Below are 25,179 nucleotides of genomic sequence, written 5' to 3' on the forward strand. Positions count from 1 at the left end.
GGTAATTCTTGGGGTGGGAGCGAATTGGAAACTAGTATATATAGACACCCGTTGTAGGGACCTATTGTATTAATTCTATTCTTTATTTAACCAACCTTGCCACTCCCCAGTGAGCAAGTGTTGGTTTTATTTTTTATTTTTTTTGAAAAAATTTTTGGGCGAGAAAATAAATTTCAAACTTGTAAAAAAAATTAAGCGGTGCCGGTTCAATTAAAATATTAATTTGTTTAACACAAATTAAATAAATATTGAATCGAATGCCTTAATGTTTTTTAAAATTTCACAATTTATTTTTGAGCCCAGTTTTCATGGAATGAATAAAACGAATAGTAATAGTATTAATAATCTAAACATCAAAATATATGTTCTTTATGCTAGAAGCAACAGAACATATTAGGAAAGGATTATTATGCAAATAGAATTTAAAAAAGAACAAATTGTTAAAGATAAACCACAATCTATTCTTATTGATTATGTTGAATATAAATTATCACTTCCAAAATGAATGATTAAAAATAATTCTTTTATTGTTGATAACAGTTACACATATTGAGTTTTTAATTTATAAAATATTAAAAGAGAATTAAGTGGTAATGAATTAATAAAATTATTAGAACCATATATTAAAGACCAAAAAATAACTGTTAATAAACCAACTACTCCAAAAGAATATTATCTTAATGATATAAAACTTGAACCACTAACATTTTATGAACAGCATAATAGTTGATTTATTGGCGAAATAACAGATAACAAAACTAAAATTACTAATCCTTGTTTTAAATATAACATTACGTGAGAAGAGAACAGAAAAGGTTTTAAAATAAATAATACATATAATCATAATGATTTACCAATTAATTATATATTTACTTCTTATAAGGAAAATTCAACTCATAATGAAAAAGTATTTTTTGTTGAACATGTAAACAAAATAAATTAGATTATTTATTCTTTAATACTAATGATATTAAAACAAGAAAATATTTTTTAAGAGATAAAAATAGTAAAGCAATTTGTTATGACTGTATTTTAAATGTTAGGTTAAGTAGGAGGTATAAATATGAATAAACAAAAACTATTTTCTTATAAAGACCAAGAAATTATTAATGAATATAATAAAAAACGTAATCAAGAAATAACAAAAGAACATTTAAATAATATAGAAAAATTAATTAAATATTTAGAAAATAAAATTGAAAATGATGGATATAGAAGTGCAAGTAATGATTCAATATATTATTCATTAATTAAAAAAATCAATAATGGTGAATTTGATTAATTATGAAATATGACTTAATTATTGGGATTGACCCTGCCGGAATTGGTGATAATGGAATTGTTATATATTCAAATGAAAATAATAATATTGTTTTTAATGAAACATTCAAAACTAAAACAGTTTTAGAAACTAAAAATATATATAAAGAATATTTTAAATTAATTAAGGCTTTTCTCCCTTTATGTACTATTTTTAAATTTTATCACATAAATGCTGAGAAAAGCCTATCTACGGACTTCTCCTCACATTTTTAAATCAAACATAACATTACAGTTTCAAAACTAGGTATATTGTTGAATTTATATGCCGATTCTTTTGCATATAAATGAACATGATGTTTTTCAACTTTGATATGTGTTTTAAATGTTCGTCTGATGTGCTTTCATGCCGATTCAATCTGGTTTATGTTTACACCAGTTTTTGAAACATAGCCATCTTGATGGTTAACTGTTTCATGCTTAGTGAAAACTGATTTAAAATGGCTATATCCTTTTCAAGAATCAGTATGTACATCACACTTTGAAGAAATGTGGTTTCTTGCAAATTGCAAAATATTTTTTTGATTTGCATTTTTCAACACTTTCACAATTAAATTATTGGTTTTTTTTTCATAAATCCCAACAATCAAAGTTTTATTTTTTAAGGATCTTCCTTGTTTTTTAAAACCCATATGTGAAAGATACATTTCATCCATTTGCACTATGCCCTCAACAATGAATTGAGGTTCTTGTTTTGCAATTGCACTTCGGATTTTATGACCCATTCTTCAAGCAGTTTTCAAAGTTACTCCCAATTCTTTTGCAACATCAGTTGATGGAATTCCATGTTTGGTGTTTATTCATCTAAAGATGAGATGAAACCAAGATGTCAAAGGTGTTTGTGACTTGTAAAAAATGGTGTCATGAAGAATACTAAATGTTTTATGACATTTCAAACATCTTATTCTTCTTAAATCAGAAGTATTCAAATTTGTTCAAGAACACCTCATACATTTGTTTTCCTTCAAACTTGCTATATATTTCAAACAATCTTTTTCTGTTTGAAATATATTGTTGAACTCATTCAATTTCATTGTTTCCTCCACAAGTACATGTGGGGAGAAGTCCGTTAATTAAAAAACAATTTATTAATCAAAAAATATTAGTTATTGTAGAAAATTTCTTTTTAAGTTCAAAGCAGTTATTAACTAATCCATTAGCAACTCCTAAAATTATTGGCGCGTTAATGGTATTAGTTCAAGATATTATGAACTGAGATTATCAAGAAAGTCAACCAAAAAATAAAAATAAAATAACAAATTATAAAGGAAATATAAAATTAACAAAACACGAACAAGATGCATATAAGCATATTCAATATTATTTAAAAAATCATAAAAAAATATTGGTAATGTTTAGTAATCTGTGTAACTTACAAAAATAACTATGTTTAATTAATTCTAGTAAATATAATTAAATGACCAGAAAGAGTGAGTTACAAATGGTTAAAAAACAAAACATTAATAATAATGATCCAATATCACAAGCAGTAGATTTATTACTAGAAAATACTGAAGATTTAACAACAGTTTTTAAAGAAGGAGGTTTATATAAAGAATTAACAAAAAGATTAGTGGAAAAAATGTTGAATTATGAAATGCAAAATTATTTAGGATATGAAAAAAATCAACATAGTAATAGTGAAAATGCTCGTAATGGCATAACTTCAAAAAAATTAATAACTCAAGAAGGTAAAATTGAAATTGATGTACCACGAGATCGTAATAGTAATTTTACTCCTGTAATAGTGCCAAAAAGACAAAGAAGATTTGATGGTTTTGATCAACAAGTTCTTTCACTATATGCAAAAGGTATGACAGTATCTGACATTAGAATGCAGTTGCAAGAGTTATATCATGGTGCAGATATTAGTGAAAGTGTTATTAGTCAAATTACTGATGATGTTATTGATGATGTCAAAGCATGGCAAAATCGGCCATTAGAAAGTATTTATCCGATTGTTTATTTTGATTGTATAGTAGTTAAAGTACGACAAGATAAACGGATTATTAACAAATCAGTTTATATAGCACTAGGAGTTGATTTAGAAGGTAAAAAAGATGTTTTAGGTTTATGAATTAGTGAAAATGAAGGTTCTAAATTTTGATTATCTAATTTTACAGAAATGAAAAATCGAGGCTTAAATGATATTCTTATTGCTTGTAGTGATAATTTAACAGGCATGTCAGAAGCAATACAATCGGTTTATCCTAAAACCGAACATCAATTATGCATAGTTCATCAAATTAGAAATAGTTTAAAATATGTTTCATACAAACATCGAAAATCTCTAGTTACAGATTTAAAACCAATTTATAGTGCATGTAGTGAAGAACAAGCAATGCAAGCTTTAGAATCGTTTGAAAATAAATGAAATAAACAATATCCTCAAATTACTAAATCTTGATATAAAAATTGAGATAATTTAATGGTTTTTATTAGTTATCCACCAGAAATTAAAAGAGTAATTTATACTACAAATGCTATTGAATCTGTTAATAGTCAATTACGAAAAGTTATTAGAAATAAAAAAGTTTTTCCTAACGATATGGCGGTTTTCAAAATATTTTACTTAGCAATTGAAAATATAACAAAAAAATGAACAATGCCTATTCAAAATTGAAATACAGCAATTGCTCATTTTATGATAAAATTTGAAGACAGAATTAATCTAAACTAGTACCTTGTAAAACAAAGATACACAGATTACATAAAAGCCTCAAAATATTAATTTTTGATAATTACCTGAGTTGTAAATATAAATGGGACAGTTTTTTAAAATAATTGTATTAAATCTATTGGTCTTTTATAAGAGAGCGATTTTCTGGGTGTAGAATTAATTTGAAATGCTATAAAATTTAAATCTTTTTGTTTATATGAAGATAGATCTGTAGATTTTGGTAAATATCTTCTTAAAATACCATTATTATTTTCATTTAAACCCCTTTGGCAAGGTTTACCAGGATCTGCAAAATAAATTTTGACATTACAAATTTTTTCGATTAATCTTCATTTACTAAATTCTTTACCACGATCAAAAGTAATGGTTTTAACTGTTCCTTTTTGTAACTTTGAAATAAATTTTATTATACTTTTCGTAATATTTTCTGATTTATGATTTTTAGTTACTAAAGGAATTGTGGTTTTTGATCATATATCAGCCAAAGTAATAATAGAACTTTTATGATCTTTGCCAATGATAGTATCACCTTCTAAATGACCAAATTCTTGTATATTTTTAATATTAGGAATGATTAAATTTCTTTCATGAATAGACTTACAATTATTAATTTTGCCCCTAGTTTCTTTTTGTTTGTGAGATTTATTTTTGCCTTTTCTCAATAAGTTATTTTCATCAAAACCCATTCGATTTGTTTTAAACACGTTATATAAAGTTTTTGTTGAAATACTTTTTATTTTATTTTCCTTTAAAAAGTTAGCAATTATATCAAGAGCATACTTTTTAGTAATTAACAAATGATTAATACTATTAATTTCTGTTAAAGTTAAAATTATTAATTTTCTGCCTGCATTTTGTTTATTTTTTTGAAATTGATTCAATATTTCTAATGGCAATAAGTTTTTATTTAATAATCTACAAACTCTATGTACAGTTGATTTACTATAATCAACAATTTTTGCTATTTTACGAATCGAAAATCCATAATTTTTATATTCTTTTATTGCTATTATTGATTCAATACTCAGATACTTATACATTGCGCTAATTCCTTTCTTTTCTTAATTATAGAACTAACACAATTTAATTTTTATATAAGTGTCCTTTTTAATTTTACAATTAAAGAAATATAAAAATTCTAAATCTCTGCTAATACTGTCTTTACGCACATCAGCAATTGTTGATTCAACATCTATAATTTTTTTCATTATCTAATACCGTTTCGATGTTCTCTTGCATGTTCAATATTTTCTTCATCACCAATCATTATTTCTCCACAAAAAACACATTTATACTTTGTTCAATATCCCATTATTTATTCTCCTTATTTTTATTTCAATTCATAACTAATATTTCTAAACAATTCATACATCAATAATTTGTTAATCAAATTCTTTTATCACAATATTTACATTTATTCATAATTTCTATACTCATTTTTATTATTATTTTTTAAATTTTTAAATCTTTCACGAATTTCTTTAAATTTATCAAATAATACTTTTAAATAATTTTCACCCATTAATATTAAAAAATCTTTATTATTACTTGGATTTAATTTTTGCATATCTTCTCTTATACATTCATCAAATAAAACTGTATTTGTAATCATATATTTTTCAAAATAATCTAATTGTTTTTCAGTTGGTTCTCATTTTTAATTTTGTATTTTTACATTATTATTAATATAATTATTTTGTTGCTTATTATTTTGAATTAAATTAACATTATCATTATCTGGGTCAAGTTAATCTTCACTTAATAAAAGTAAATTCATTAAAAAATATCTATAAGCATAAGTTTCTGCACTACCTTTTGCTTTTGCTATATCTGTATTTTTAGCACAAGCAAGTATATCAAAATATTTACTTTCTTTATCATTATCTAAATCAATAATTGTATATCTTTTAAAATAAGTTATTTCTACTTCTTTGGTATCTAAATAATTTATTTTTCTATCAGTTGTTAATATATCTTCATGTGTAATCACAATATTTAATTCTTTACATAATAATTTAAATTTATTAAAAATATCACTTAATAATCAATATTTATAATTTCCAAATTTATTAAAACCATTTTTAGGTGTACTACCAATTTCTAATTGTAATTTTAAGTATTTTTTTATATAAATTATTCATTATAATCGCTCTTTCTATTTATTTATTGCTTTTTTAATTAAATTTCTTATAAAACCATTAATTTTCATATTTCTTTCTTCACAAATTTCTTTTAATTTTTCATAATCTTTTTCAGTAAATCTTAAATAGACTTGGTGCAAAACCTTTAATTTTAACAATTTAACGATTATTATTAATATTAAAGGTGATAGTTATTATGTTGAAAAAATATAAAGATGATCAAGAATTTTATAGTTTAGTCGGCATAAAGCCACAAACATTTTATAAAATGCTTGAAATTTTAAAAATTGCTGAGTCTAAACAAAAATATTATGGTGGTAGAAAAAATAAAATTGTAATCGAAGAGCGTTTATTAATGACTTTAGAATATTGAAAAGACTATAGTAGTTATAGAGTTATTGCAAAAAGATATAATATTAGTCATACTAGTTGCATTCGTAATATTTTTTGAATTGAAAATATTTTAATAAAAAGCGGAATTTTTAATTTACCTGGAAAAAAAGATTTAACAAAAAATAAAGGTACTAATAATAATTTGTTAGCTATTGATGCTACTGAAACTCCAATTGAAAGAATTAAAAAAAACTAAAATTACTTTTTTCAGGTAAAAAGAAACATCATTCTCTCAAATCCCAAATAATTATTGATATTTCCAATGGAAAAATTATTTCAACTGCTTTTTGTTTTGGAAGCATTCATGATTTTAAATTGCTTCTAAAATCTAAAACTTTTATTCATCCAGAGTTATCAAGGTATACAAAATATTCATAAAAATACATTTTTGCCATTTAAAAAAAGTAAATACAATCAATTAACACCAATTCAAAAAGAATACAATAAAACTTTAAGTAAAATTAGAATTAAAATTGAACACGTATTTGCTAAACTAAAACGTTTTAAAATTTTAAGTTTAAAATATCGCAATAAAATACGAAGATTTGCATTAAGATTTAATTTAATAGCAGGAATATATAATTTTGAATTACCTTAGTTTTGCACCAATTCTAATGACTAAAAATTACTATACTATTTTTATTTTTCATATTTCACCTTTAAATTTCTATATTAAACACAAATGATTGTTGAGAAATAACATTATTGTTATAAACTGGTTTAATCATTAATACTAACCGATTATGAATAGATTTTAAATTTTTTAAAAAATAATAGTTTTGACTAGTTTCGCCAATACGATATCATTTTTTTTTCATCAAAATAATAAATAGCATAATAACTTAAATTTTCAATATTAACAGCATCTCATTGAAAACGAGCATTGTATAATATTTGATTATTAACTGTTCGATTAATTACATATTCTGATTTTGGATTTGAAATTACTGTATTTTCTTTGATTTGATTATTAGTTGTTGGACTATTTATTTCAAATTCACCAACATTAAACTTAAAATTATTATTAGTTGCTTTAATTTGTAATCCTAATTCAGAAATACGATTAAAAGTATTAATACCACCAATTTTCTTTAAATCTAAAGTAATTTTAACTCAACCACCTTGTAACTTTTCTTCATTATTTGGTAAAAAAGTTTGACGGTTTGCTATTAACGATTTTTGATCAGTAGTAGTAACTAAAAAATTAACTTTAGCATTATTATCACCATTAGTATTATAAATAAAGCTAATTTGATGGTCATTTTTAATTAAATTAGTTCCCATAATATCTCAATCATAAACTTTATTTGTATTTCAATCGCCATTAACTATACTACCTTCTTCATTAAAACCCGAACCAATAGCAATTGAATTTCCTTTTTCATACACTTGATCATAATCATAAAAACCAGAAATTTTTTTTAATTTTCAAAAAAACTCTTGATGAAATAAAAAAAATCATCAACCTGGCCTAAAATTTGATTTTATTTAATTTTGGGATTTATTTTTTTTACAAACTGAAATATAATGCTTCAGATTTTGCATAAGGTGATATTTTATAATGTTGGTATTTAAATTTTCATAAATTGAGGTAATTTTGAATATTGGTAAATCCAATGCCATGATAATGAGTAATAAATTCTTTTAAACTTGATTGTATTTTACTGATATTACTTAAATTTTTATAATTTAATTCTTTATTTTCTTTTGATTTAAATTTCTTGAGAGTACATTTTGTTTGTTTAGCTACTGTATCATATAGTATTTGCATATCACAAACTATAATTGATTTTTCTTCGATAAGATTAGATGTTAAATTTTCTTGTACTCATTTTTTTGTTAATCTTTTAGTATTTGTTGTTTGAGCATAAATATTTTTATTTTCATCAATTGCCATTTCAATACAACAGTTTAAATCTTTAGCATTTTCTTCAATTCATTTTTTTCTTGGATCATCTGGATTTTTGAAATTTCCTTTATGAATTTCTTTGATAAAAGTTTCATCAATTTCAATTCTACCTTTTAATTTTGTGAATGGTTTTTGTGTTTTTGCTAATTGTGATGATTTCATAAATTTTTGACGATTAAATCATGCTGATGTTTTTGAAATTTTAGCAAATTGAGAAATAGTATAAGCAGATTGACCTAACAATGACAATCAAATTATTCAATCTCATTGTTCATGAGATAAATGACTTCAATGTAAAAAATGATTTCTTAAAGCATCAAAGCTACTTTTACAATCTTTGCATAAATATTTTTGCTTATTATTCTTAAAACCATTTTTTACACATCAATAAGATTTACAATTTGGACATTGAATTCCTTTTTCTTTAAATTTTTTATCAATTGCATCTAATTTTTCTTTTTTCTCAATTTGTTTAATTCTATTTTTAAAATGTCTAATAATTTTTATAAATTCTTCATCTTTTTTGTTTTTTAAAACATCAATTAATTCATTATTAGTCACAAAAAATCACCCCCGATATAAAAATATTACTTTTAATTTAAAATTAAAAGTAATATCAAGATTTTTTGTGAAAATTAAAAGAAATTTTAGAGATATTGGAATGGCAACCTTTTTTAGGACTATTTTTTGGTAGACATTTGTTTTTGATAATTAACTGGAGTTAGGTAGTTTAAAGTGCTATGAATTAGTATGTTGTTATATCAATTGATATAATCAAATAATTCTAATTTTAATTGGATTAATGATGTAAAATTTTTATCATTAATAAATTCTGTTTTGAAAGTTTTAAAAGTTGCTTCAGCAACAGCATTGTCATAAGGACATCCTTTTTTGCTTAAAGAGCGAGTAATATTGAATGCTAGTAAAAGTTTATCAATAATTTTATTATTAAATTCATTACCTCGATCGCTATGAAATATTTGAATATCTTTTAAACAGCGATTTGATTGCATAAATGCTTCATATACTAATGATGCATCTTTTTTAGTGCCTACACTATGTCCAATAATTTCGCGGTTAAATAGGTCTATTAATAAACAAATATAGTTTCACTTACCATTTACTTGAACATAAGTTAAATCACTAACAATAACTTCATTTTTAATACTATTCTTAAAGTTTCTATTAACAAGATTAGTTATTTGACTATCATTGACTTTATTATGATGATTTTTGTGTCTTAATTTAGTGTATTTTGATATTAAATTATGTTTATTAATAATTTCTTTAATTTTTCGTCTTGATAAATAAATTTCTTGGTTTTCTAATATGACTTTTAATCTTCTTGTGCCATAAATTTCTTTATTTTCTTTAAAAGCACTAATAACAGCTTCATCATACATATTATTTTGATTTTTTTCTTTTTTCTTGAAATTAAAATAATATGTTGATTTAGAGAGCTTTAAAAAACGACACATTGTACGAATTTTATATTTACATTTATTATTGATAATAATCTCTATTTTCTGCCTATTATTAGTGCTGCTTGCTTTAAAATATCATTTTCCATTCGTAACTGTTTTAATTCTTTTCTTAATTAGACTTGGTGCAAAACTAAGGTAATTCAAAATTATATATTCCTGCTATTAAATTAAATCTTAATGCAAATCTTCGTATTTTATTGCGATATTTTAAACTTAAAATTTTAAAACGTTTTAGTTTAGCAAATACGTGTTCAATTTTAATTCTAATTTTACTTAAAGTTTTATTGTATTCTTTTTGAATTGGTGTTAATTGATTGTATTTACTTTTTTTAAATGGCAAAAATGTATTTTTATGAATATTTTGTATACCTTGATAACCTGAATCAACAAAAACTTGTTTTTCTGGATGAATAAAAGTTTTAGATTTTAGAAGCAATTTAAAATCATGAATGCTTCCAAAACAAAAAGCAGTTGAAATAATTTTTCCATTGGAAATATCAATAATTATTTGGGATTTGAGAGAATGATGTTTCTTTTTACCTGAAAAAAGTAATTTTAGTTTTTTTTAATTATTTCAATTGGAGTTTCAGTAGCATCAATAGCTAACAAATTATTATTAGTACCTTTATTTTTTGTTAAATCTTTTTTTTCAGGTAAATTAAAAATTCCGCTTTTTATTAAAATATTTTCAATTTAAAAAATATTACGAATGCAACTAGTATGACTAATATTATATCTTTTTGCAATAACTCTATAACTACTATAGTCTTTTCAATATTCTAAAGTCATTAATAAACGCTCTTCAATTACAATTTTATTTTTTCTACCACCATAATATTTTTGTTTAGACTCAGCAATTTTTAAAATTTCAAGCATTTTATAAAATGTTTGTGGCTTTATGCCGACTAAACTATAAAATTCTTGATCATCTTTATATTTTTTCAACATAATAACTATCACCTTTAATATTAATAATAATCGTTAAATTGTTAAAATTAAAGGTTTTGCACCAAGTCTATTATAAAAGTTTTACTATTTATTATGAATATAATTTTGAAACAATTGAAAATAAACACAATGAACAAGGTATAAATTTTAATACAACAGAAAGTTTTAATCCAGCAAAAGAAGTAGAAACTACAAGTATAACTATTAATTTAAAAGATTTAATATTTTCAAATCCACAAGATAAAAATGTTAAAGATTGGAAATTAGTTCCTAATGTTCAACCTTACTCTGCTTTTGGATATGCTTATAATTCAACAATATTATCTGATTATAATCTTGCTGGTTATACATTTACATTAACTGAAAGTTATTATGGAATAAAAGAAGAATTAACAACAGATAGTGCATGTGGCATTAATATATTAGATATTAGTAAAAATAATAATTTAATATGAAAATTTAATATATACATAAATCTTGGGAAAATAGAAGCAATTTATGGAGATGCGGTTGGTGAAAAAGTTGGATATGGTAAAAGATACATTTCTAATTCAACTTTAAAAGTTACAAAATTAATATTTAACAATAGATAATTTAATATTCTTTGTTATAATTTTACTATTAATTTACAAAGGAGTTAAAAATGGATTTACCTAGTACAATTGCTTTACTAATTGCTATAATATTACCAATAATAACTGCATTTATTTATTTTGGATTAAAATTATGTTTAAAAAATAATTATTATGGTGTTTTATTACTTTTTATTGCATTAAATGTTTTTGGATTAATTTTTGGTTGTTGTATTATTTCTAATTTAAGATATAAAGAAAAAAAAACATTAGACTTGGTGCAAAACTAAGGTAATTCAAAATTATATATTCCTGCTATTAAATTAAATCTTAATGCAAATCTTCGTATTTTATTGCGATATTTTAAACTTAAAATTTTAAAACGTTTTAGTTTAGCAAATACGTGTTCAATTTTAATTCTAATTTTACTTAAAGTTTTATTGTATTCTTTTTGAATTGGTGTTAATTGATTGTATTTACTTTTTTTAAATGGCAAAAATTTATTTTTATGAATATTTTGTATACCTTGATAACCCGAATCAACAAAAACTTGTTTTTCTGGATGAATAAAAGTTTTAGATTTTAGAAGCAATTTAAAATCATGAATGCTTCCAAAACAAAAAGCAGTTGAAATAATTTTTCCATTGGAAATATCAATAATTATTTGGGATTTGAGAGAATGATGTTTCTTTTTACCTGAAAAAAGTAATTTTAGTTTTTTTAAGGCTTTTATCCCTTTATGTACTATTTTTAAATTTTATCACATAAACGGAGATAAAAGCCTACCTAGGAAATTATCCCCACATGTATTTAAATCAAACACAAAATTACAGTTTCAAAACTAGGTATGTTATTGAATTTATATGCTGATTCTTTTGCATATAAATGAATATTGTGCTTTGAAACTCTTATGTGTGTTCGGAAAGTTCGTCGGATGTGCTTTCATGCTGATTCAATCTGGTTTGTGTTTACACCTGTTGGTGACACATACCCAACTTCATGATTTACGATTTCATGTTTGGGATAGAAGTTTTTGAAACTTACATATCCCTTCCAAGAATCCGTAAATAGACAGCACTCAGTAAAAATGTGTTTCAATGCAAATCTTAAAAGGTTTTTTTCATCTGCATTTTTCAGCACCTTCACAATTAGTTTGTTGCTGTTTTTCTCATAAACTCCAACAATCAAAGTTTTATTCAACAAGGATCTTCCTTGTTTTTTAAAACCTAAATGTGAAAGATACATTTCATCCATCTGTGCTGTGCCATCAACAATGAAACCTGCATCTTGATTGCCAATTCTAGTCCTGATTTCATGACACATTCTTCAAGCTGTTTTATAGGTCACACCCAATTCCCTTGCAACATCGGTTGCTGGTATGCCATGCTTTGTGTTTATTCATCTAAAGATGAGATAAAACCAAGATGTCATTTGGGTCTGTGACTTATAAAAAATGGTTCCATAAAGAATACTAAATGTTTGGTTACAGTTCAAACATCGTATTCTTCTCAAATCAGAAGTATTCAAACTAGAAGAAGCACACCTGATGCATTTCATTATTTTCAACTTCGCTATATATTTCAAACAATCGTTTTCAGTTTGAAATATGCTATTGAATTCATTTCAATTCATTTTTTCCTCCACACTAGTACATGTGGGGATAATTTCCTTTTTTAATTCTTTCAATTGGAGTTTCAGTATCATCAATAGCTAACAAATTATTATTAGTACCTTTATTTTTTGTTAAATCTTTTTTTTCGGGTAAATTAAAAATTCCGCTTTTTATTAAAATATTTTCAATTAAAAAAATATTACGAATGCAACTAGTATGACTAATATTATATCTTTTTGCAATAACTCTATAACTAATATAGTCTTTTCAATATTCTAAAGTCATTAATAAACGCTCTTCAATTACAATTTTATTTTTTCTACCACCATAATATTTTTGTTTAGACTCAGCAATTTTTAAAATTTCAATCATTTTATAAAATGTTTGTGGCTTTATGCCGACTAAACTATAAAATTCTTGATCATCTTTATATTTTTTCAACATAATAACTATCACCTTTAATATTAATAATAATCGTTAAATTGTTAAAATTAAAGGTTTTGCACCAAGTCTATTGTATTTTACTGATATTACTTAAATTTTTATAATTTAATTCTTTATTTTCTTTTGATTTAAATTTCTTGAGAGTACATTTTGTTTGTTTAGCTACTGTATCATATAGTATTTGCATATCACAAACTATAATTGATTTTTCTTCGATAAGCTTAGATGTTAAATTTTCTTGTACTCATTTTTTTGTTAATCTTTTAGTATTTGTTGTTTGATCATAAATATTTTTATTTTCATCAATTGCCATTTCAATACAACAGTTTAAATCTTTAGCATTTTCTTCAATTCATTTTTTTCTTGGATCATCTGGATTTTTGAAATTTCCTTTATGAATTTCTTTGATAAAAGTTTCATCAATTTCAATTCTACCTTTTAATTTTGTGAATGGTTTTTGTGTTTTTGCTAATTGTGATGATTTCATAAATTTTTGACGATTAAATCATGCTGATGTTTTTGAAATTTTAGCAAATTGAGAAATAGTATAAGCAGATTGACCTAACAATGACAATCAAATTATTCAATCTCATTGTTCATGAGATAAATGACTTCAATGTAAAAAATGATTTCTTAAATCATCAAAGCTACTTTTACAATCTTTGCATAAATATTTTTGCTTATTATTCTTAAAAACATTTTTTACACATCAATAAGATTTACAATTTGGACATTGAATTCCTTTTTCTTTAAATTTTTTATCAATTGCATCTAATTTTTCTTTTTTCTCAATTTGTTTAATTCTATTTTTAAAATGTCTAATAATTTTTATAAATTCTTCATCTTTTTTGTTTTTTAAAACATCCATTAATTCATTATTAGTCACAAAAAATCACCCCTGATATAAAAATATTACTTTTAATTTTAAATTAAAAGTAATATCAAGATTTTTTGTGAAAATTAAAAGATATTAGTGAAAGTGTTATTAGTCAAATTACTGATGATGTTATTGATGATGTCAAAGCATGTCAAAATCGGCCATTAGAAAGTATTTATCCGATTGTTTATTTTGATTGTATAGTAGTTAAAGTACTACAAGATAAACGGATTATTAACAAATCAGTTTATATAGCGCTAGGAGTTGATTTAGAAGGTAAAAAAGATGTTTTAGGTTTATGAATTAGTGAAAATGAAGGTTCTAAATTTTGATTATCTAATTTTACAGAAATGAAAAATCGAGGCTTAAATGATATTCTTAATGCTTGTAGTGATAATTTAACAGGCATGTCAGAAGCAATACAATCAGTTTATCCTAAAACCGAACATCAATTATGCATAGTTCATCAAATTAGAAATAATTTAAAATATGTTTCATACAAACATCGAAAATCTCTAGTTACAGATTTAAAACCAATTTATAGTGCATGTAGTGAAGAACAAGCAATGCAAGCTTTAGAATCGTTTGAAAATAAATGAAATAAACAATATCCTCAAATTACTAAATCTTGATATAAAAATTGAGATAATTTAATGGTTTTTATTAGTTATCCACCAGAAATTAAAAGAGTAATTTATACTACAAATGCTATTGAATCTGTTAATAGTCAATTACGAAAAGTTATTAGAAATAAAAAAGTTTTTCCTAACGATATGGCAGTTTTCAAAATATTTTACTTAGCAATTGAAAATATAACAAAAAAATGAACAATGCCTATTCAAAATTGAAATACAGCAATTGCTCATTTTATGATAAAATTTGAAGACAGAATTAATCTAAACTAGTACCTTGTAAAACAAAGATACACAGATTACATAAAAGCCTCTTTTTTGTTAAATCTTTTTTTCCAGGTAAATTAAAAATTCCGCTTTTTATTAAAATATTTTCAATTCAAAAAATATTACGAATGCAACTAGCATGACTAATATTATATCTTTTTGCAATAACTCTATAACTACTATAGTCTTTTCAATATTCTAAAGTCATTAATAAACGCTCTTCAATTACAATTTTATTTTTTCTACCACCATAATATTTTTGTTTAGACTCAGCAATTTTTAAAATTTCAAGCATTTTATAAAATGTTTGTGGCTTTATGCCGACTAAACTATAAAATTCTTGATCATCTTTATATTTTTTCAACATAATAACTATCACCTTTAATATTAATAATAATCGTTAAATTGTTAAAATTAAAGGTTTTGCACCAAGTCTATTATATAATAAGATAAATGATTATTTAGATAAACAAGAAAAAAATGATTAAAAATAAAAATTGCATTGTTTGTAATAATGAATTTACTATAAGTATTATTGATGTTGATAGTTCTTTTTACTTATATCATTGTAGTGGAATATGTTATGAAAAAACTTTGATAAAATATAAATATTAATGTTATAATGAAATGAACTTACTTATGTAAGTATATGAAATAAAAAAGTTCTCAAAATTATGTAATTGTTAGGTTGGCACCTAATTAAAAAGTTACCAATAAGGTAACTTTTTTTATGTAAAAAATCCCTAATTAAAGGGATTAGATAGGAAAGCGATAGACCTTATCCTACTACTTTTAAAGTAGGTACTTTTTACATACTTATATTATATCATATTTTCTATATTTAATATAGATAATTTGAGGATTTTATGTAATCTGTGTATCTTTGTTTTACAAGGTACTAGTTTAGATTAATTCTGTCTTCAAATTTTATCATAAAATGAGCAATTGCTGTATTTCAATTTTGAATAGGCATTGTTCATTTTTTTGTTATATTTTCAATTGCTAAGTAAAATATTTTGAAAACCGCCATATCGTTAGGAAAAACTTTTTTATTTCTAATAACTTTTCGTAATTGACTATTAACAGATTCAATAGCATTTGTAGTATAAATTACTCTTTTAATTTCTGGTGGATAACTAATAAAAACCATTAAATTATCTCCATTTTGATATCAAGATTTAGTAATTTGAGGATATTGTTTATTTCATTTATTTTCAAACGATTCTAAAGCTTGCATTGCTTGTTCTTCACTACATGCACTATAAATTGGTTTTAAATCTGTAACTAGAGATTTTCGATGTTTGTATGAAACATATTTTAAACTGTTTCTAATTTGATGAACTATGCATAATTGATGTTCGGTTTTAGGATAAACTGATTGTATTGCTTCTGACATGCCTGTTAAATTATCACTACAAGCAATAATAATATCATTTAAGCCTCGATTTTTCATTTCTGTAAAATTAGATAATCAAAATTTAGAACCTTCATTTTCACTAATTCATAAACCTAAAACATCTTTTTTACCTTCTAAATCAACTCCTAGTGCTATATAAACTGATTTGTTAATAATCCGTTTATCTTGTCGTACTTTAACTACTATACAATCAAAATAAACAATCGTATAAATACTTTCTAATGGCCGATTTTGCCATGCTTTGACATCATCAATAACATCATCAGTAATTTGACTAATAACACTTTCACTAATATCTGCACCATGATATAACTCTTGCAACTGCATTCTAATGTCAGATACTGTCATACCTTTTGCATATAGTGAAAGAACTTGTTGATCAAAACCATCAAATCTTCTTTGTCTTTTTGGCACTATTACAGGAGTAAAATTACTATTACGATCTCGTGGTACATCAATTTCAATTTTACCTTCTTGAGTTATTAATTTTTTTGAAGTTATGCCATTACGAGCATTTTCACTATTACTATGTTGATTTTTTTCATATCCTAAATAATTTTGCATTTCAGAATTCAACATTTTTTCCACTAATCTTTTTGTTAATTCTTTATATAAACCTCCTTCTTTAAAAACTGTTGTTAAATCTTCAGTATTTTCTAGTAATAAATCTACTGCTTGTGATATTGGATCATTATTATTAATGTTTTGTTTTTTAACCATTTGTAACTCACTCTTTCTAGTCATTTAATTATATTTACTAGAATTAATTAAACATATTTATTTTTGTAAGTTACACAGATTACTAAACATTACCGATAATTTAGTTATTATTTCATTCAATATTTTTATAATCATTTAATAATTCAATTATTTCATTTATAAAATTTTCATTAAATGAACTAGATAATGCTATATTTTCATAAATTAAATCATTTTCAAAATCTAATTTAATATTTTTATCTTTATCTACTTTTAATTTAATTAAAAATTCACGTTTAGTCATTATTTACTCCTTATTTTCATTATTAAGATATTCTATTATTTTATTTATTCTTTCATTTATTATTTCAAACATTTCTTTATGAATATCTAACATATTATGAAAATGATTTTCTTGCATATCTATTATTTTTCTTAAATGTTTAAAATCTATATTTTGCATTTTTAAAATATGTTTTTCTTTTATTTTAATTATTAAAAATAAATTAATAGTTCACATTATACTTATAATAATTCATATTATTAATGCATATTCATATCAATTCATAATTACTCCTTATTTTTATATTCATTTTTTATTTCTTTTATTTTATTTTTAAATTGTTTTTTATGAAAATAACACATATTAAAAAATTGAACTACACCATCTTCTACGTTTAAAGTTTTTAAAGTAACTAATACTTTACTATTACAATCTTTAACAATACATTTAAGTAATACTTTTTCTTGTTTTTGTTTTTGCATTAATCAAATTCTCCATTTTCAATTTTATCCATTAGTAAATTAATTTTAATTACTGGTAAATTTATTAAATCATTTTCAAAATTAATAAATTCTTTTCTTAAAAATTTAATTATTTTTTGTTTATATTGATTTATAGCAAATTCTTTTCTTTCTTGATTTATTTTATTAATTATTTTTCAATGATTTTCACAATAAACTCTATTATTATTAAAATCTTTATGTGGTTGAATTTTACTATATTCTTCACATCTTATATTATTTTCATAATAATCACATTGTCATCTTATTATCATCATTATTTATTCTCCTTATTTAAATAATATCAACCAATTAATAAACTATCTGCTTCATCATGATTAGTAATATTAAAATCTCATTCATTTTCTGAAATAATGATTTGTGCCATTGCTAATGATGTTTCTTTTGTTCATTTTTCATTTTTAATATCTCAATATGCTCCAAAAGGTCTATTTTTATATCATTTCTTTCATTCACTTGGACTTATTAACATATTTTTTGTTAATAATTTATTAAATTGTCCTGCAATAAAACCACGTAAATGTTCTTGTGTTTCATAACCAATTCCATTTTTTGAATGAAAAGTACCACGTTCAATAATTAAATCAAAATCACGATAACTACAAAAATTTAATACTCCATCTACATCTAAATGTTTATCAAATTCATATTCACTATATTTATTAAAACAAAAACTTTTAACAAATATTGGTTTTCAAATTATTTCATTTTCATAGCAATTTTGACATTCTTTAATAATTTTTAATGAAGCATTATCATCATTATGAATTTCACAATATACATATTGTCTAGTAGGTCAATAATTTAAATTTTTATCATATTTATATTCTTTTTCTCATAAAGTAAATCCAGTATTTTTAATACTTGGGTCAATTGAAAGTAAATAATTAGTCATTATCAAAGTCTCCATTTTTTATTGAAATTCATAAAATTTTAATAAAATCAATTTCACCTTTTATATATTGTTGCAAATCTTGATAAAATTCATCATTATATTGTTCTTCAGCATTTTTTAATTTGCTATTAAGATATTTAAATAATTTTTCTTTATTCATTATTATTTCTCCTTAATTTAAACTTAATCTTTTTAATATTTTCATTAATTGTTTATCTTTTTTTTGCAACTTTAATTCCATGTTCAACTAATTTATTATCATATTTAAATTGTTTTCTTTTATTCATTTTTAAACACTACTTTATCTAATTTCTTAATATTTTCTTTTAATTTTTGAAAATTAGTATTATTTTCTATTTCTATATTATTGTTTGGATTATCAATATATATTTTTTTATTTTCAGTAATAATTGCTTGGTCACTTTCATATGCAATTTGCATTTCAGTACTCATAATTCCCCATTTTCTTAATAATTGAGTTAATACAGTTTTTAACGCCATACTATCAAAATCACTAACAATAAATTCTTTATTTTTTGCATAAGTTTTTGAATATTTTAAAAAATGTTTTTCTATTTGTTCTTTTGACATATATAAAGTTTTTTCAAAACCATTTACTAATTGAAAATATGCTACATAACCAATAATGGGTTGTTTTAATCTTTCTAAATCATCTTGTATTCAATTAAATTCAATTCCCTTAAGTCTATCTACTTTTTTAATTTCTGTTAATCTAACATCACTTACATTAATTTCTTTATATTGTTGTGAACGTAATGCTAATTGAATATAACCTTTATATCCCATTTGAAATTGAGCATTATTTACTTTTGTATTACTATCTCAATAAGGTACAATATAACAATAACCAAAATTCTTTTCTAATGGTAAATTCAATAATACTGCTTGATAACAACTATTAATAATTGTTTCTGGATATGCTTTATCTAAACCATATTGATTTGAAATTGCTAATACATTACTTTTAAATTTTTGAATTTCTAAATTATTAATAATACCTTTTTGTCTAATAAATTTTTCTACATTACAATTATTAATATTTTTAACTAATAATTCATTTGTCATTTTATTTTAATTCCCTTCATGTTCAAATTGCTTTTTCTCATTCAATTAATAATTCATTTGTTATTTCTACTTTTATTAATTCAATTTCATTTTCTTTAATTCAACATATAAAATGTATATTTGATAATTCATAATTATTATTTTTTAATAATCAATAATATGCTATTATTTGTAATTTTGATTTTTCTAATAATTCTTTACTAAAAACTTTATAAGTTTTAAAATCAATTATTGTATATAAATTTAATTTTTCATTTTTAAATATTAAATCAGGTGTTCCTGCAACAATATCATAATTAAATGCTTTTTCAATAATATATTGTGCATTTTCAATAAATTTAGAAGGTAAATATTCTAATAATGTATAACAATAATTTAAATAATTTTCTGGAAATAAATCTTTAATAATATTTTTAATTTGATTATTTATATTTTTAATAGTGATATTTTTAAAATATAATTCTGCTACTTTATGAACTACATTACCACGAATTCTTGCATTATGAATATTAAAACAATATTTACATTTATTACATTTACAATATGAATTACCTAAATAATAATCAAGTATTTTACTTACTGATATTAATTCTTTATTTTGAATAAAATATTGATGTGTTTCTTTTTTAAAAATTAAATTATTTTTTTGATTATTTAATTGCATTTTTAATTAAATTATTTACAAAACTATTAATTGTAATATCTTCTTCTAAACACATCTTTTTTAATTCATAATAATCATTTTTATTTAATCTAATATGAATTTGTTTAATAATTAAATCTTCTGATTTCTTTTTAGGTGCTGCTACCATATTTATTCATCTCCTTTAACCTTTAATAATTCTTTTATAATAGACTGGGTGCAAAACCTTTAATTTTAACAATTTAACGATTATTATTAATATTAAAGGTGATAGTTATTATGTTGAAAAAATATAAAGATGATCAAGAATTTTATAGTTTAGTCGGCATAAAGCCACAAACATTTTATAAAATGCTTGAAATTTTAAAAATTGCTGAGTCTAAACAAAAATATTATGGTGGTAGAAAAAATAAAATTGTAATTGAAGAGCGTTTATTAATGACTTTAGAATATTGAAAAGACTATAGTAGTTATAGAGTTATTGCAAAAAGATATAATATTAGTCATACTAGTTGCATTCGTAATATTTTTTGAATTGAAAATATTTTAATAAAAAGCGGAATTTTTAATTTAACTGGAAAAAAAGATTAGACTTGGTGCAAAACCTTTAATTTTAAAAATTTAACAATTATTATTAATATTAAAGGTGATAGTTATTATGTTGAAAAAATATAAAGATGATCAAGAATTTTATAGTTTAGTCGGCATAAAGCCACAAACATTTTATAAAATGCTTGAAATTTTAAAAATTGCTGAGTCTAAACAAAAATATTATGGTGGTAAAAAAAATAAAATTGTAATTGAAGAGCGTTTATTAATGACTTTAGAATATTGAAAAGACTATAGTAGTTATAGAGTTATTGCAAAAAGATATAATATTAGTCATACTAGTTGCATTCGTAATATTTTTTGAATTGAAAATATTTTAATAAAAAGCGGAATTTTTAATTTACCTTGAAAAAAAGATTTAACAAAAAATAAAGGTACTAATAATAATTTGTTAGCTATTGATGCCACTGAAACTCCAATTGAAAGAATTAAAAAAGGAAATTATCCCCACATGTACTAGTGTGGAGGAAAAAATGAATTGAAATGAATTCAATAGCATATTTCAAACTGAAAACGATTGTTTGAAATATATAGCGAAGTTGAAAATAATGAAATGCATCAGGTGTGCTTCTTCTAGTTTGAATACTTCTGATTTGAGAAGAATACGATGTTTGAACTGTAACCAAACATTTAGTATTCTTTATGGAACCATTTTTTATAAGTCACAAACCCAAATGACATCTTGGTTTTATCTCATCTTTAGATGAATAAACACAAAGCATGGCATACCAGCAACCGATGTTGCAAGGGAATTGGGTGTGACCTATAAAACAGATTGAAGAATGTGTCATGAAATCAGGACTAGAATTGGAAATCAAGATGCAGTTTTCATTGTTGATGGCACAGCACAGATGGATGAAATGTATCTTTCACATTTAGGTTTTAAAAAACAAGGAAGATCCTTGTTGAATAAAACTTTGATTGTTGGAGTTTATGAGAAAACCAGCAACAAACTAATTGTGAAGGTGCTGAAAAATGCAGATGAAAAAAACCTTTTAAGATTTGCATTGAAACACATTTTTACTGAGTGCTGTCTATTTACGGATTCTTGGAAGGGATATGTAAGTTTCAAAAACTTCTATCCCAAACATGAAATCGTAAATCATGAAGTTGGGTATGTGTCACCAACATTTGTAAACACAAACCAGATTGAATCAGCATGAAAGCACATACGACGAACTTTCCGAACACACATAAGAGTTTCAAAGCACAATATTCATTTATATGCAAAAGAATCAGCATATAAATTCAATAACATATCTAGTTTTGAAACTGTAATTTTGTGTTTGATTTAAATACATGCGGGGAGAAGTCCGTAGATAGGCTTTTCTCAGCATTTATGTGATAAAATTTAAAAATAGTACATAAAGGGAGAAAAGCCTTAAAAAAAACTAAAATTACTTTTTTCAGGTAAAAAGAAACATCATTCTCTCAAATCCCAAATAATTATTGATATTTCCAATGGAAAAATTATTTCAACTGCTTTTTGTTTTGGAAGCATTCATGATTTTAAATTGCTTCTAAAATCTAAAACTTTTATTCATCCAGAAAAACAAGTTTTTGTTGATTCAGGTTATCAAGGTATACAAAATATTCATACAAATACATTTTTGCCATTTAAAAAAAGTAAATACAATCAATTAACACCAATTCAAAAAGAATACAATAAAACTTTAAGTAAAATTAGAATTAAAATTGAACACGTATTTGCTAAACTAAAACGTTTTAAAATTTTAAGTTTAAAATATCGCAATAAAATACGAAGATTTGCATTAAGATTTAATTTAATAACAGGAATATATAATTTTGAATTACCTTAGTTTTGCACCAAGTCTAATGTAAAAAATGATTTCTTAAAGCATCAAAGCTACTTTTACAATCTTTGCATAAATATTTTTGCTTATTATTCTTAAAACCATTTTTTACACATCAATAAGATTTACAATTTGGACATTGAATTCCTTTTTCTTTAAATTTTTTATCAATTGCATCTAATTTTTCTTTTTTCTCAATTTGTTTAATTCTATTTTTAAAATGTCTAATAATTTTTATAAATTCTTCATCTTTTTTGTTTTTTAAAACATCAATTAATTCATTATTAGTCACAAAAAATCACCCCTGATATAAAAATATTACTTTTAATTTTAAATTAAAAGTAATATCAAGATTTTTTGTGAAAATTAAAAGAAAATTCTTGATCATCTTTATATTTTTTCAACATAATAACTATCACCTTTAATATTAATAATAATCGTTAAATTGTTAAAATTAAAGGTTTTGCACCAAGTCTATTTAACAAAAAATAAAGGTACTAATAATAATTTGTTAGCTATTGATGCTACTGAAACTCCAATTGAAAGAATTAAAAAAAACTAAAATTACTTTTTTCAGGTAAAAAGAAACATCATTCTCTCAAATCCCAAATAATTATTGATATTTCCAATGGAAAAATTATTTCAACTGCTTTTTGTTTTGGAAGCATTCATGATTTTAAATTGCTTCTAAAATCTAAAACTTTTATTCATCCAGAAAAACAAGTTTTTGTTGATTCAGGTTATCAAGGTATACAAAATATTCATAAAAATACATTTTTGCCATTTAAAAAAAGTAAATACAATCAATTAACACCAATTCAAAAAGAATACAATAAAACTTTAAGTAAAATTAGAATTAAAATTGAACACGTATTTGCTAAACTAAAACGTTTTAAAATTTTAAGTTTAAAATATCGCAATAAAATAAGAAGATTTGCATTAAGATTTAATTTAATAGCAGGAATATATAATTTTGAATTACCTTAGTTTTGCACCAAGTCTAATCAATAATTACTTGTTCTAATTGATTTACATTTTTATAATTAAAATAATCACAACTAATTTTTAAATCAGCATCATTATCGATTTCAAATTCTATTTCTTCATATTTACTATTAAATTCTTCTTGTAATTCTTCAAATTTCTCTATTAATTTTCTTGCATTTTGTAATTCTAATTGTGTCATTATTTATTACACTCCTTTAAAATTTTCTAATTGTAATTCATTAATATAATGTTCTTCTAAGTAATCTCAATTATCACTTGTTAAATACATATCTTCTGCAATCATGTCATTTATACATTTATTACAATAATATGTATTTTCTAATTCAGAAAATCATATATATTTTTCATTATGGATATTATATTTCATCATTATCACTCATTAATTTATAAAAACATTTATTACAAGTTCTATTGGCATATGATGAATTTTTATTACATATATCACATGAACCAAATATTTTTTCAATTTCTTCATATTTTAAATACATTCTTTTATCTTCTTTTAAATTCAACATAATTAATTCTCTCTTTCTATAATGTTTAATATTTCTTTTATTTCAATAGACTTGGTGCAAAACTAAGGTAATTCAAAATTATATATTCCTGCTATTAAATTAAATCTTAATGCAAATCTTCGTATTTTATTGCGATATTTTAAACTTAAAATTTTAAAACGTTTTAGTTTAGCAAATACGTGTTCAATTTTAATTCTAATTTTACTTAAAGTTTTATTGTATTCTTTTTGAATTGGTGTTAATTGATTGTATTTACTTTTTTTAAATGGCAAAAATGTATTTTTATGAATATTTTGTATACCTTGATAACCTGAATCAACAAAAACTTTTTTTCTGGATGAATAAAAGTTTTAGATTTTAGAAGCAATTTAAAATCATGAATGCTTCCAAAACAAAAAGCAGTTGAAATA

The 25,179-nt window shown here is 22.7% G+C and carries 43 protein-coding genes and 1 pseudogene; 14 read left to right on the forward strand and 30 right to left on the reverse strand.

The window, feature by feature from the left end:
* Window positions 1–1,063: 1,063 nt before the first annotated feature.
* Complete coding sequence (locus tag AAHM78_RS10165) at window positions 1,064–1,282, forward strand: hypothetical protein (RefSeq protein WP_342253072.1); 219 nt, start codon at window positions 1,064–1,066, stop codon at window positions 1,280–1,282.
* A 2-nt stretch (window positions 1,283–1,284) separates the two neighbouring features.
* Window positions 1,285–1,536 carry a hypothetical protein gene (locus tag AAHM78_RS10170; protein ID WP_342253073.1) on the forward strand — a complete coding sequence of 84 codons (252 nt, stop codon included), beginning with the start codon at window positions 1,285–1,287 and terminating at the stop codon, window positions 1,534–1,536.
* On the opposite strand, the gene AAHM78_RS10175 is transcribed toward AAHM78_RS10170, so the two are convergent.
* Entirely contained in the window at window positions 1,533–2,354 is an 822-nt protein-coding gene (locus AAHM78_RS10175) for an IS1595 family transposase (protein ID WP_342253074.1), read from the reverse strand. The genes AAHM78_RS10170 and AAHM78_RS10175 overlap by 4 nt on opposite strands.
* Between AAHM78_RS10175 and AAHM78_RS10180 the strand changes: the two genes are divergently transcribed.
* Both AAHM78_RS10180 and AAHM78_RS10185 read left to right on the forward strand, forming a co-directional pair.
* A complete protein-coding gene (locus AAHM78_RS10180; RefSeq protein WP_342253075.1) occupies window positions 2,354–2,704 on the forward strand; it encodes a hypothetical protein in 351 nt (116 codons plus the stop codon). The genes AAHM78_RS10175 and AAHM78_RS10180 overlap by 1 nt on opposite strands.
* 57 nt (window positions 2,705–2,761) lie before the next feature.
* Window positions 2,762–4,000: an IS256 family transposase gene (locus tag AAHM78_RS10185; protein WP_342255136.1), complete on the forward strand. Its 1,239-nt coding sequence runs from the start codon at window positions 2,762–2,764 to the stop codon at window positions 3,998–4,000.
* Window positions 4,001–4,095: 95 nt separating this feature from the next.
* Here AAHM78_RS10185 and AAHM78_RS10190 read toward each other — a convergent pair whose 3' ends face one another.
* The 4 genes from AAHM78_RS10190 to AAHM78_RS10205 form a co-directional block, all read right to left on the reverse strand.
* Complete coding sequence (locus tag AAHM78_RS10190; protein WP_342253076.1) at window positions 4,096–5,040, reverse strand: IS30 family transposase; 945 nt, start codon at window positions 5,038–5,040, stop codon at window positions 4,096–4,098.
* A 374-nt stretch (window positions 5,041–5,414) separates the two neighbouring features.
* Window positions 5,415–5,567, reverse strand: a complete 153-nt coding sequence (locus tag AAHM78_RS10195; RefSeq protein ID WP_342253077.1) for a hypothetical protein — start codon at window positions 5,565–5,567, stop codon at window positions 5,415–5,417.
* Between the two features lie 180 nt (window positions 5,568–5,747).
* A complete protein-coding gene (locus AAHM78_RS10200; RefSeq protein ID WP_342255137.1) occupies window positions 5,748–6,137 on the reverse strand; it encodes an ERF family protein in 390 nt (129 codons plus the stop codon).
* A gap of 18 nt (window positions 6,138–6,155) precedes the next feature.
* The gene (locus tag AAHM78_RS10205) at window positions 6,156–6,281 is read right to left on the reverse strand and encodes a hypothetical protein (protein ID WP_342253078.1); all 126 of its coding nucleotides are present in this window, start codon (window positions 6,279–6,281) and stop codon (window positions 6,156–6,158) included.
* 56 nt (window positions 6,282–6,337) lie between these two features.
* On the opposite strand from AAHM78_RS10205, the gene AAHM78_RS10210 reads away from it, so the two are divergent.
* Both AAHM78_RS10210 and AAHM78_RS10215 read left to right on the forward strand, forming a co-directional pair.
* Window positions 6,338–6,730, forward strand: a complete 393-nt coding sequence (locus AAHM78_RS10210) for a transposase family protein (RefSeq protein WP_342252835.1) — start codon at window positions 6,338–6,340, stop codon at window positions 6,728–6,730.
* Window positions 6,731–6,922: 192 nt separating this feature from the next.
* Complete coding sequence (locus tag AAHM78_RS10215; protein ID WP_342252825.1) at window positions 6,923–7,132, forward strand: transposase family protein; 210 nt, start codon at window positions 6,923–6,925, stop codon at window positions 7,130–7,132.
* Between the two features lie 185 nt (window positions 7,133–7,317).
* Here AAHM78_RS10215 and AAHM78_RS10220 read toward each other — a convergent pair whose 3' ends face one another.
* The 5 genes from AAHM78_RS10220 to AAHM78_RS10240 form a co-directional block, all read right to left on the reverse strand.
* A complete protein-coding gene (locus tag AAHM78_RS10220) occupies window positions 7,318–7,923 on the reverse strand; it encodes a hypothetical protein (protein ID WP_342253079.1) in 606 nt (201 codons plus the stop codon).
* Between the two features lie 121 nt (window positions 7,924–8,044).
* On the reverse strand, window positions 8,045–9,004 hold the full coding sequence (locus AAHM78_RS10225; protein ID WP_342252992.1) for an IS1595 family transposase: 960 nt from the start codon (window positions 9,002–9,004) through the stop codon (window positions 8,045–8,047).
* 119 nt (window positions 9,005–9,123) lie between these two features.
* Window positions 9,124–10,071 carry an IS3 family transposase gene (locus tag AAHM78_RS10230; RefSeq protein ID WP_342253080.1) on the reverse strand — a complete coding sequence of 316 codons (948 nt, stop codon included), beginning with the start codon at window positions 10,069–10,071 and terminating at the stop codon, window positions 9,124–9,126.
* The gene (locus AAHM78_RS10235; RefSeq protein ID WP_342254611.1) at window positions 10,058–10,432 is read right to left on the reverse strand and encodes a transposase family protein; all 375 of its coding nucleotides are present in this window, start codon (window positions 10,430–10,432) and stop codon (window positions 10,058–10,060) included. Before AAHM78_RS10235 ends, AAHM78_RS10230 begins: the two co-directional genes overlap by 14 nt.
* Before the next feature lie 188 nt (window positions 10,433–10,620).
* Window positions 10,621–10,875 (reverse strand): transposase family protein, encoded by a 255-nt coding sequence (locus tag AAHM78_RS10240; protein WP_342253081.1) that lies wholly within the window; start codon window positions 10,873–10,875, stop codon window positions 10,621–10,623.
* Window positions 10,876–10,931: 56 nt separating this feature from the next.
* Between AAHM78_RS10240 and AAHM78_RS10245 the strand changes: the two genes are divergently transcribed.
* On the forward strand, window positions 10,932–11,468 hold the full coding sequence (locus tag AAHM78_RS10245) for a hypothetical protein (protein ID WP_342253082.1): 537 nt from the start codon (window positions 10,932–10,934) through the stop codon (window positions 11,466–11,468).
* 265 nt (window positions 11,469–11,733) lie between these two features.
* Here AAHM78_RS10245 and AAHM78_RS10250 read toward each other — a convergent pair whose 3' ends face one another.
* Window positions 11,734–12,156, reverse strand: coding sequence for a transposase family protein (locus AAHM78_RS10250; protein WP_342255138.1), 423 nt, complete (start codon window positions 12,154–12,156; stop codon window positions 11,734–11,736).
* On the opposite strand from AAHM78_RS10250, the gene AAHM78_RS10255 reads away from it, so the two are divergent.
* Complete coding sequence (locus AAHM78_RS10255; protein ID WP_342253083.1) at window positions 12,053–12,292, forward strand: hypothetical protein; 240 nt, start codon at window positions 12,053–12,055, stop codon at window positions 12,290–12,292. The genes AAHM78_RS10250 and AAHM78_RS10255 overlap by 104 nt on opposite strands.
* Here AAHM78_RS10255 and AAHM78_RS10260 read toward each other — a convergent pair.
* The 3 genes from AAHM78_RS10260 to AAHM78_RS10270 form a co-directional block, all read right to left on the reverse strand.
* On the reverse strand, window positions 12,258–12,974 hold the full coding sequence (locus AAHM78_RS10260) for an IS1595 family transposase (protein ID WP_342253084.1): 717 nt from the start codon (window positions 12,972–12,974) through the stop codon (window positions 12,258–12,260). The genes AAHM78_RS10255 and AAHM78_RS10260 overlap by 35 nt on opposite strands.
* A 118-nt stretch (window positions 12,975–13,092) precedes the next feature.
* On the reverse strand, window positions 13,093–13,503 hold the full coding sequence (locus tag AAHM78_RS10265) for a transposase family protein (RefSeq protein WP_342253085.1): 411 nt from the start codon (window positions 13,501–13,503) through the stop codon (window positions 13,093–13,095).
* 67 nt (window positions 13,504–13,570) lie between these two features.
* Entirely contained in the window at window positions 13,571–14,389 is an 819-nt protein-coding gene (locus AAHM78_RS10270) for an IS1/IS1595 family N-terminal zinc-binding domain-containing protein (protein WP_342253086.1), read from the reverse strand.
* A gap of 80 nt (window positions 14,390–14,469) precedes the next feature.
* On the opposite strand from AAHM78_RS10270, the pseudogene AAHM78_RS10275 reads away from it, so the two are divergent.
* Window positions 14,470–15,285 (forward strand): annotated as a pseudogene (locus AAHM78_RS10275) (IS256 family transposase); the annotation flags it as partial.
* Here the strand turns inward: AAHM78_RS10275 and AAHM78_RS10280 are convergent.
* From AAHM78_RS10280 to AAHM78_RS10330, 11 genes are all read right to left on the reverse strand, one after another.
* On the reverse strand, window positions 15,272–15,646 hold the full coding sequence (locus AAHM78_RS10280; protein WP_342253088.1) for a transposase family protein: 375 nt from the start codon (window positions 15,644–15,646) through the stop codon (window positions 15,272–15,274). The pseudogene AAHM78_RS10275 and the gene AAHM78_RS10280 overlap by 14 nt on opposite strands.
* A gap of 531 nt (window positions 15,647–16,177) precedes the next feature.
* Window positions 16,178–17,416, reverse strand: coding sequence for an IS256 family transposase (locus AAHM78_RS10285; protein WP_342255139.1), 1,239 nt, complete (start codon window positions 17,414–17,416; stop codon window positions 16,178–16,180).
* Between the two features lie 100 nt (window positions 17,417–17,516).
* Entirely contained in the window at window positions 17,517–17,699 is a 183-nt protein-coding gene (locus AAHM78_RS10290; RefSeq protein ID WP_342253089.1) for a hypothetical protein, read from the reverse strand.
* A gap of 3 nt (window positions 17,700–17,702) precedes the next feature.
* A complete protein-coding gene (locus tag AAHM78_RS10295) occupies window positions 17,703–17,963 on the reverse strand; it encodes a hypothetical protein (RefSeq protein ID WP_342253090.1) in 261 nt (86 codons plus the stop codon).
* A 2-nt stretch (window positions 17,964–17,965) separates the two neighbouring features.
* Window positions 17,966–18,160, reverse strand: coding sequence for a hypothetical protein (locus tag AAHM78_RS10300; RefSeq protein WP_342253091.1), 195 nt, complete (start codon window positions 18,158–18,160; stop codon window positions 17,966–17,968).
* Window positions 18,160–18,456: a hypothetical protein gene (locus tag AAHM78_RS10305; protein WP_342253092.1), complete on the reverse strand. Its 297-nt coding sequence runs from the start codon at window positions 18,454–18,456 to the stop codon at window positions 18,160–18,162. Before AAHM78_RS10305 ends, AAHM78_RS10300 begins: the two co-directional genes overlap by 1 nt.
* Window positions 18,456–19,094 (reverse strand): hypothetical protein, encoded by a 639-nt coding sequence (locus tag AAHM78_RS10310; protein WP_342253093.1) that lies wholly within the window; start codon window positions 19,092–19,094, stop codon window positions 18,456–18,458. The genes AAHM78_RS10305 and AAHM78_RS10310 overlap by 1 nt, the downstream gene beginning before the upstream one ends.
* Window positions 19,087–19,254 carry a hypothetical protein gene (locus AAHM78_RS10315; protein WP_342253094.1) on the reverse strand — a complete coding sequence of 56 codons (168 nt, stop codon included), beginning with the start codon at window positions 19,252–19,254 and terminating at the stop codon, window positions 19,087–19,089. Before AAHM78_RS10315 ends, AAHM78_RS10310 begins: the two co-directional genes overlap by 8 nt.
* A 119-nt stretch (window positions 19,255–19,373) precedes the next feature.
* A complete protein-coding gene (locus AAHM78_RS10320) occupies window positions 19,374–20,180 on the reverse strand; it encodes a recombinase RecT (protein WP_342253095.1) in 807 nt (268 codons plus the stop codon).
* Between the two features lies 1 nt (window position 20,181).
* The gene (locus AAHM78_RS10325; RefSeq protein WP_342253096.1) at window positions 20,182–20,844 is read right to left on the reverse strand and encodes a PD-(D/E)XK nuclease family protein; all 663 of its coding nucleotides are present in this window, start codon (window positions 20,842–20,844) and stop codon (window positions 20,182–20,184) included.
* Window positions 20,831–20,992, reverse strand: coding sequence for a hypothetical protein (locus tag AAHM78_RS10330; RefSeq protein WP_342253097.1), 162 nt, complete (start codon window positions 20,990–20,992; stop codon window positions 20,831–20,833). The genes AAHM78_RS10325 and AAHM78_RS10330 overlap by 14 nt, the downstream gene beginning before the upstream one ends.
* Window positions 20,993–21,102: 110 nt before the next feature.
* On the opposite strand from AAHM78_RS10330, the gene AAHM78_RS10335 reads away from it, so the two are divergent.
* The 4 genes from AAHM78_RS10335 to AAHM78_RS10350 all read left to right on the forward strand — a co-directional run bounded on the left by AAHM78_RS10335 (window position 21,103) and on the right by AAHM78_RS10350 (window position 23,252).
* The gene (locus AAHM78_RS10335) at window positions 21,103–21,414 is read left to right on the forward strand and encodes a transposase family protein (protein WP_342253098.1); all 312 of its coding nucleotides are present in this window, start codon (window positions 21,103–21,105) and stop codon (window positions 21,412–21,414) included.
* A 67-nt stretch (window positions 21,415–21,481) separates the two neighbouring features.
* Window positions 21,482–21,892: a transposase family protein gene (locus AAHM78_RS10340; RefSeq protein ID WP_342253099.1), complete on the forward strand. Its 411-nt coding sequence runs from the start codon at window positions 21,482–21,484 to the stop codon at window positions 21,890–21,892.
* 118 nt (window positions 21,893–22,010) lie between these two features.
* Complete coding sequence (locus AAHM78_RS10345) at window positions 22,011–22,727, forward strand: IS1595 family transposase (protein WP_342253100.1); 717 nt, start codon at window positions 22,011–22,013, stop codon at window positions 22,725–22,727.
* A 159-nt stretch (window positions 22,728–22,886) separates the two neighbouring features.
* The gene (locus AAHM78_RS10350) at window positions 22,887–23,252 is read left to right on the forward strand and encodes a transposase family protein (RefSeq protein ID WP_342255140.1); all 366 of its coding nucleotides are present in this window, start codon (window positions 22,887–22,889) and stop codon (window positions 23,250–23,252) included.
* Between the two features lie 13 nt (window positions 23,253–23,265).
* On the opposite strand, the gene AAHM78_RS10355 is transcribed toward AAHM78_RS10350, so the two are convergent.
* Window positions 23,266–23,538 carry an IS1/IS1595 family N-terminal zinc-binding domain-containing protein gene (locus tag AAHM78_RS10355; RefSeq protein WP_342252841.1) on the reverse strand — a complete coding sequence of 91 codons (273 nt, stop codon included), beginning with the start codon at window positions 23,536–23,538 and terminating at the stop codon, window positions 23,266–23,268.
* Between the two features lie 329 nt (window positions 23,539–23,867).
* On the opposite strand from AAHM78_RS10355, the gene AAHM78_RS10360 reads away from it, so the two are divergent.
* The gene (locus tag AAHM78_RS10360; RefSeq protein ID WP_342254958.1) at window positions 23,868–24,233 is read left to right on the forward strand and encodes a transposase family protein; all 366 of its coding nucleotides are present in this window, start codon (window positions 23,868–23,870) and stop codon (window positions 24,231–24,233) included.
* A 13-nt stretch (window positions 24,234–24,246) separates the two neighbouring features.
* On the opposite strand, the gene AAHM78_RS10365 is transcribed toward AAHM78_RS10360, so the two are convergent.
* From AAHM78_RS10365 to AAHM78_RS10380, 4 genes are all read right to left on the reverse strand, one after another.
* Window positions 24,247–24,432, reverse strand: a complete 186-nt coding sequence (locus AAHM78_RS10365) for a hypothetical protein (RefSeq protein ID WP_342253101.1) — start codon at window positions 24,430–24,432, stop codon at window positions 24,247–24,249.
* Window positions 24,433–24,610: 178 nt separating this feature from the next.
* A complete protein-coding gene (locus tag AAHM78_RS10370; protein ID WP_342253102.1) occupies window positions 24,611–24,829 on the reverse strand; it encodes a hypothetical protein in 219 nt (72 codons plus the stop codon).
* A gap of 2 nt (window positions 24,830–24,831) precedes the next feature.
* Entirely contained in the window at window positions 24,832–25,041 is a 210-nt protein-coding gene (locus AAHM78_RS10375; RefSeq protein WP_342252825.1) for a transposase family protein, read from the reverse strand.
* Window positions 25,008–25,136: a hypothetical protein gene (locus AAHM78_RS10380; RefSeq protein ID WP_342252839.1), complete on the reverse strand. Its 129-nt coding sequence runs from the start codon at window positions 25,134–25,136 to the stop codon at window positions 25,008–25,010. The genes AAHM78_RS10375 and AAHM78_RS10380 overlap by 34 nt, the downstream gene beginning before the upstream one ends.
* Window positions 25,137–25,179: the final 43 nt, after the last annotated feature.

The organism is Spiroplasma endosymbiont of Zeiraphera isertana, assembly GCF_964030805.1.
Lineage (GTDB): Bacteria > Bacillota_I > Bacilli_A > Mycoplasmatales > VBWQ01 > Spiroplasma_E.